Here is a 6,442-nt window from a genome sequence, read left to right on the forward strand (position 1 = left end):
CGCGCCAGTGCTTTTGCGTGCCTGGGACGATGAAGCGATTTCGTGAAGGTTATTTTCGTAACCGGTAAATCGCCTAAAACCCCGATTCGCGGACCACCACGCTAGCCACCCTCCGCCAGACCTTGCCGAGCAGACTGACGGCCGGCGTGTCCAAGCGCAAGCTGCCTCGGCGCACGCCGGGAAACGCGGCGCGGCTTGGGGTTTGAGTCGGCCGCAAGACGATCCGGTAGACCGCGCTTTCCGGAATCTGCAAGCGCTGGCGGTCCGGGCGCGCGGCCAGTTCCCCGCCGTAGCTCGAGGCCAGCGCGTCGGGAATTCGGGCCGCGCCGCCGCGATCGATGCGTTCCACCCGGCAGGCGACCGGGGCCGCGTCCGGATCGTCCGGGTAAAACCAGCCGGACTCCGCTTGCTCGGCGGGCAGTAAATCCTCTTCGGCCAAATAAGCCTCGACCAGCCAGGCGCTGGGATCGGCGACAATCAGCATCGCCTCGCCGGCCGGCAACCATTGACCGACTTGCAGCGCATCGTTAACGTCCAACGCCACGCCGTCGAACGGCGCCGACAAGGTCAGTTCGGCTTGTTGCTCCTGGGTACCTGCCTGCTTGGCGGCGGCGGATTCCAATTCCTTCAACAACACTCGCCGCCGCTGCAGCAAATCCTGGCGCAGGCCTTGATAGGCCAATTGCCACGCCAGCGCCCGGCCCTGGTTGTCGGCATCCGACGCTTGGTAATCCAGCTCCGGCGAACTCAGCCGCGCCAACAGGTCGCCGCGCTTGACGGTCTGGCCGGCGGCGACCGGAAAACTCTCCAAGCGCCCGGCTCTGGGCAGCACGATCTCGGCGTACTGTTCGGCGCGGATCACGGCCGGCGCGGTGGTATAGCCCTGCCACGGCAACAGCAGCACCGCAGCCAAGCCCAGCAGCACGGCCAGTCCGGTCAAACGCCGGCCCCGGCTGATGTCGCGGCCGGGCAAGCGCCACCAAACCTGCAATTCGGAAACGATGGGCCGGACGATAAACCAGCCGATTTCGACCGCCATCAATAATAAACCCAGCAATTTAAAGCTGAAGTGGTAGACCAGTAACGCGATCCCCAGAAACAGGAAGAAACGGTACAGCCAGGTTCCCCAGGCGTAGACCGCGAAAAACCGCGCCATGCGCGGCGGCAAGACTTCCGGGGCCGGCCAGTCCAAACCAAACAGCCAAGTCCGCATCCGCCAGCGGGCGTGGGCGAACGCCCGCGCTTGCAGATTGTCCACGCCCAGCCAATCCGCCAACAGGTAATAGCCGTCAAAGCGCATGAAGGGGCTGAGATTGATCGCCAGCGTGACGATCCAGGTCGAGGTCGCCAGCAAAAAAGCGCCGCTGCGGGCCGGGCCGTCGGGCAAGAAGCTCCAGGCCAAGGCCGCGACCACCGCCAAACCCAATTCGGCGGCGACGCCGGCGCCGGCAATCGCCAGGCGTTGCCGGCGCGACACCAGTTTCCAGGCCTCGCTGGCATCGGTGTACAACATCGGATACATCACCATGAAGGCGACGCCCATCGTCGGCACCCGGCAACCGTAACGATGCGCGGTCAAGGCGTGACCGAACTCGTGCAAGGTCTTCGCCAGCGCCAGCGCCAAAAACCACTGCACCAGGCCCAACCAGTTAAAGAAATGCGGAAAGGTATTCAGGAAGGCATCCCATTGCCGCGACAACAAAAACAGCGCCAGCAGCGCGCACAGCCCGAGCAGCGCGGCGCAATGCCCGCTGTAAATCCAGGACAGGCGCGGATAGCAGCGCGCCAGCCAGGCGTCCGGGCGCAGCAGCGGAATCTTGAAAAACAGATAATTGTGCAACAGCCATTGGCCGACGCCGATTCGGCGGGCCGCCGCTTGCCGGCGCAGCGTTTCCAGACCGGCCGGAGTGTCCAGGCGCAGCAAATTGTGGGTCAGCAGAAATTTGCCCAGCTCGGCGACTTGCTCGGCGCTGACCGTCAGCGTGGTGTCGCGGACGATCGCATCGGCGATCGTCCGCGGCTCCGCCAGCCGCCAGCGGCTGAGTATCTCGAATTCCGGCCAGCCGATTCGGTAAAAGCGGTTGTTGGCCGGATCGTGCAAGGTCCAGGTCGGCGCGCCGTCAAACCCGGCCGGTCCGGCCAGGCAATGGATTTCTTCCCGCAACGGCGGCAAGGCCGTCGGCTCGGCTACCATCCCAACCATAGCCGCGCCGCCGCCATCGGCCGCCGAAACAAATAGTAAAACAGCGTCACCCGCTCGCCGTAGAGTTTGGCGCTGCCTTTCAAGCCGATGCGCGGCGGCCGCTCGCCGTCAATCAGACGGGCCTTGACCCGGTACACCAGCGCATCGCCGGTTTCGGCGGCGGCCTGGTAACTGACGCTATACACCTCGGCCGCCAGCGGATGCTGGGGATCGACGTTCAAAAACACCGTCGCGGGACCGCCGTCCGCCAATTCGATGAAATCGCCGATCGGCAACCGAATATCCAACTCGACCTGATCGGCGTCGGCCAACATCAAGATCCGCTCGCCCAACTCCACCGGCCGCCCCAGCCAATCGTGCACGTCGGCGAAAATCGCCACGCCGGCGTGCGGCGCCGCGACCTCGGCACGCGCCAATTGCCCCTGCATGAAGGTCACCTCGGCGGCGTGCTGGTCCATCCGCGCCTTCAGCACCGCAACTTCCGCCTTGCTGTCGGCATCGAACATCGCTTGCTGCGCGGTCTTGCGGTATTCCGCCTCGGCCACCGCCAGCGCCTTGCGCGACACCTCGAGACGATTGGCAATATCGGTATTTTCCAGACTCAGCAAGGCGTCGCCGGCCACGACGCTTTGATTGGGTTGAACGTGAAAGGCGGCGACCACCCCGGCCAGCGGCGCCCGGATCACGGTGGGTCGCGCCGGGACGACTTCGGCCGGCGCCAACACCGACAAGCGCACCGGCCACATCAGTGCCAGCATCGCGCCGAGCGCCCAGACCTTGACCGACCGCCGCCCGAACGCCCGCCGATACCAAGCCGGTCTCGGCGCCAATGCCCGCCAGGCGTGCGCATAAGCATCGACTAGTTCAGTCAGCAACCGGGCCTCGGCCTCCAGCCAGGCCGTTTCCCTGACCAGCAACAAGCCGCCGATGTCCTGGCCGCGCGCCGTCAGCGGCAGCCACAGCACCTGGGCTGGTAGCCATTGCCGCCAATCGCCGCGCAGCGATTCCGGCAGTTCGTCCAAGTGCAGGCAGCGGAAGGGCTCCGCGCGGGCGCTGCCGTGCAGCCAACGGCAAACCGCCGCCAACCAGACCGAATACGGCGCTTGCGGGTCGGCGTCGGCGACGCCGGACAAGGCGGCGATCGGCCGCAGCGGCCGATCCAACCATAGCGCCGCCTGCCGATATTCCACCAAGCCGCGGGTTTCGTTAACCGCCACGAAGCCGAGCGCGGCCAAGTCCTCGGCGGACCGCGCCCGGCGTTGCAATTGCAGCAGCAACGCCAGGCCCCGCGCCTGGCGGAGGCGGCTGTCCTCGGTCTCGGTCATGAATTAATGGGTTTGATTAGGAAAAGCCGCCCGGCCGCTCATGCCGGCCAGCAATTCGGCATGTTTGCCGGTGATGCGGCCCAGCACGGCAACGGTTTGGCTGACCGGGTCGATGCGGGCTCCCAACGTCACGACTTCCGCCGGAAAATCCCGGTCCAGTTCGTCGATATGTACCGAAAACGCTTGACCGGCCTTCAGCCAGCGCAGCCACAGCGACGGCACGATCAGCTTAACTTCCAGTTGGCCGTCGTCCAACACGTCCATAATCGGATCGCCGGCTTTCAAATGTTGATGACGCTGGGCCTTCAGTTCGGCGACCCGGCCGTCGAATGGCGCGGCGATCTTGCACTTTTCCAGGCCAGCCTGGGTCAAGGCCACGTCGGCCTTGGCCTCGCCCAATTTGGCGGCGGCGACCTCGACTTCCAGCACGCTGATCGATTCCAGCTTGGCCAGACGCTGATCGACCTCATGGGTCTTGGCGGCGCCCTGCGCGGCGGCGCGGGCTTTTTCCAGTTGCGCTTGTTGAACCGAGCAATCGAAAGCCACCAGCAATTGGCCTTTTTTGAAGCGCTCGCCGTCGCGCACCGTCAATTCCTTGATTACCGCCGCCAGTTCGGCCGAGAGCGTGGTGGCGTTGCGCGCGGTCAGTTGCGCGCGGATTTCGGTGTCGGCGGCCGGCTCGGCGGCGGCGAATCGCGCCAACGCCAGACCGGCCAGCAAGTACCAGGCTTTGGCCATCAGGAATGTTCTCCCTGCCCGGCGTTGGCGTTGTCCGGCAACGGATCGTCGGTGGCTTGATTCGGAAAGCGGCCTTGCGCCCAATCCTGGTCGATCGCTTCGATCGCCCGCGCCAGCGTATCGACGCTATCGTCGGCCATCGTCGCCGGCAGCGGATCGAAGCCCAGCGACACGTAAAGTTTGCCCAGCGCATCCTGCGAATCCGCATAGCTCTGATGACGCTGCAGCTCGGACAACACCGAATCGACCGAGGTGCGTATCCGCTCCAGCGAACTCATCGCTTCGGTCAACTCGCTGTTCAAGACGTGATGGTGAATTTGCTGATTGATGTCGTCGAGTTCGGAAGTCAGCTTCAGTTGATTTTCGCTCAGCGCCAATTGCTGCCGGGCCAGGCGCACCTGGGTCAGTATCGCCATGTGCGCGGCCAGCCGCCGCGAGTTGGCCAGCGACTCCTGAGTTTCGGCGGTGGCGATGGCTTGCGGCGCCGACAGCAGCTCGAACAAATTCTTCGAAATCTGCGTGCCGATTTCGCCCCAGCTTTGATTCAGCAAATAGGAGTTGGAATCGTAATTGCCGCCCAATTGCACCTCGACGCCGGGCAGCAAGCGCAACATGGCTTTCTTGACTTCGGCCGAACCGATCCGGGTTTGGTACATTTCCTGGCGCAATTCCGGGCGCAGTTGCAGCGCCAACTCGTCCAGTTGCTCCTGACTCAATTGCGGCGTGGCGATGCTGGGCCAAGCGCCGGCGGCCGGGTCGGCCAATTGATAGTCCTGATTCGGCGGTAGATTGATCAAGCCGGTCAGTTCGGCCTTGGCCAGTTGTTGCTGTTCCAGCAAGCCCTCCAGGCGGCGGACGATTTCCAGCAGACTTTTCCGGTAGCGCAAGGCCTCCAGCGGCGCCCGCAGTTTTTCGGCCTCGGCTTGGCTGGCCAGTTCCAAAGCCCGGCGCGCCTCGGCTAGCACCGGCTGAATCTTGGCCGTCATCCGCTGCGCGCTCAAGGCTCGCCAATAGGCGCTGCGCACATCCTTCATCAAATTGTGACTGACCTTGCGCCGACTTTCGGCGGTCACCAAGGCTTTGTTGCCCTCCTGCTGGGCCCGAAAATAACTGACGCCGAAATCCAGAATATTCCAGCGCAAACTCAAGTCGCCCAGATAGCGGCTGCGATCCTGCGAGGTCGAGGTTTCCAGCGATTGCCGGCCGGTGGAGATCGAGCGGCTAGCCGAGGCATTGAAATTGTCGCGGCTGCGATAGCCCGCCGAGGCCACCACTTCCGGCAGCAAATCGAAGCGGGCCAGGGTCGCCTGGCCTTCCGCGACCGCCCGCTCCATCATCTTGACCCTATGGTCCAGATTGTATTTGAGCGCCCGCGACATCGCCTGATACAAGCTCAGCGGCGCGGTCAGCGGTTCCTGTTGCTTGAACAACTGACTCTGATCGAGACCGATCTGGCTCTGCCGTTCTTGCTGGGTCAGCGGCGAGGGCGTCAGCGAACAACCGGTCAACCATACGGCACCAATCGCCGCCGCTAACAGACCGGAATTAAACCGAGGAGTCGGTCGGGTAGGGTTTTCAGCCATAGCGAATTCCTGTGTCGATAAAATCATGCGGCGTCCCGAGGATCGGCAAACGCGCGCGCCAAATGGTTTAACAATGTCTCGGCGTCTTGCAAGGTGCGTTGATTGCCGAAAGCGCGCAACTGGGCGCTCAACGGCGGCTTGCCGAGTTCCGCGCGCGGCTCGCCGCCGCGACCGGGCGCGGGGCGTCCGCCGCCTTGGCCCTGGCCGGCCCGGCCGTCGCCGGCGCCGTTTTGGCCTTCGCCGCCGCTTCTGCCTTCACCGCCAGCGCCCTGCCCCGGCCGGCTCTGCGGTTTCAGCACCACGGTCACAACGGTCTGGTTGCCGCGCCCGTCGGTCGCGGTGATTTTGACCACGGTGTTCTCGGCGCCCTGGCCTTCCCGCACGCTCAAGCCGCCGGTCGCCGGATCGAAGCGCACCCAAGCCGGCAGGCTGGCGCCGTTGGCTTGAGTGGCCTGGAAGCTGACGCCGGAGCTGGTATCGAGACTGGACAAGGCTTGCGCCGGCATCGAAAACGCGTTGCCGCCGCCACCCGAGAAGCTGGCCTGCATTTGCAGCGAAGTGGTTTGGCCGCTGGTCGAAGACAAACCGCCGTC

General features: G+C 64.5%; 5 protein-coding genes. All 5 read right to left on the reverse strand.

Annotation, left to right across the window (positions count from 1 at the left end; genetic code table 11):
• Positions 1–73: 73 nt before the first annotated feature.
• Positions 74–2,203 carry a site-2 protease family protein gene (locus tag AC3B8H_RS16950; RefSeq protein WP_488442723.1) on the reverse strand — a complete coding sequence of 710 codons (2,130 nt, stop codon included), beginning with the start codon at positions 2,201–2,203 and terminating at the stop codon, positions 74–76.
• Positions 2,188–3,528 (reverse strand): efflux RND transporter periplasmic adaptor subunit, encoded by a 1,341-nt coding sequence (locus AC3B8H_RS16955; RefSeq protein ID WP_488442724.1) that lies wholly within the window; start codon positions 3,526–3,528, stop codon positions 2,188–2,190. Before AC3B8H_RS16955 ends, AC3B8H_RS16950 begins: the two co-directional genes overlap by 16 nt.
• A gap of 3 nt (positions 3,529–3,531) precedes the next feature.
• Positions 3,532–4,266, reverse strand: coding sequence for an efflux RND transporter periplasmic adaptor subunit (locus AC3B8H_RS16960; protein WP_488442725.1), 735 nt, complete (start codon positions 4,264–4,266; stop codon positions 3,532–3,534).
• A complete protein-coding gene (locus AC3B8H_RS16965) occupies positions 4,266–5,849 on the reverse strand; it encodes a TolC family protein (protein ID WP_488442726.1) in 1,584 nt (527 codons plus the stop codon). Before AC3B8H_RS16965 ends, AC3B8H_RS16960 begins: the two co-directional genes overlap by 1 nt.
• Before the next feature lie 23 nt (positions 5,850–5,872).
• The coding region (locus AC3B8H_RS16970; protein ID WP_488442727.1) for a putative Ig domain-containing protein at positions 5,873–6,442 on the reverse strand (570 nt) is incomplete at its 5' end.

It is taken from the genome of Methylomonas sp. BG-2, from assembly GCF_057766305.1.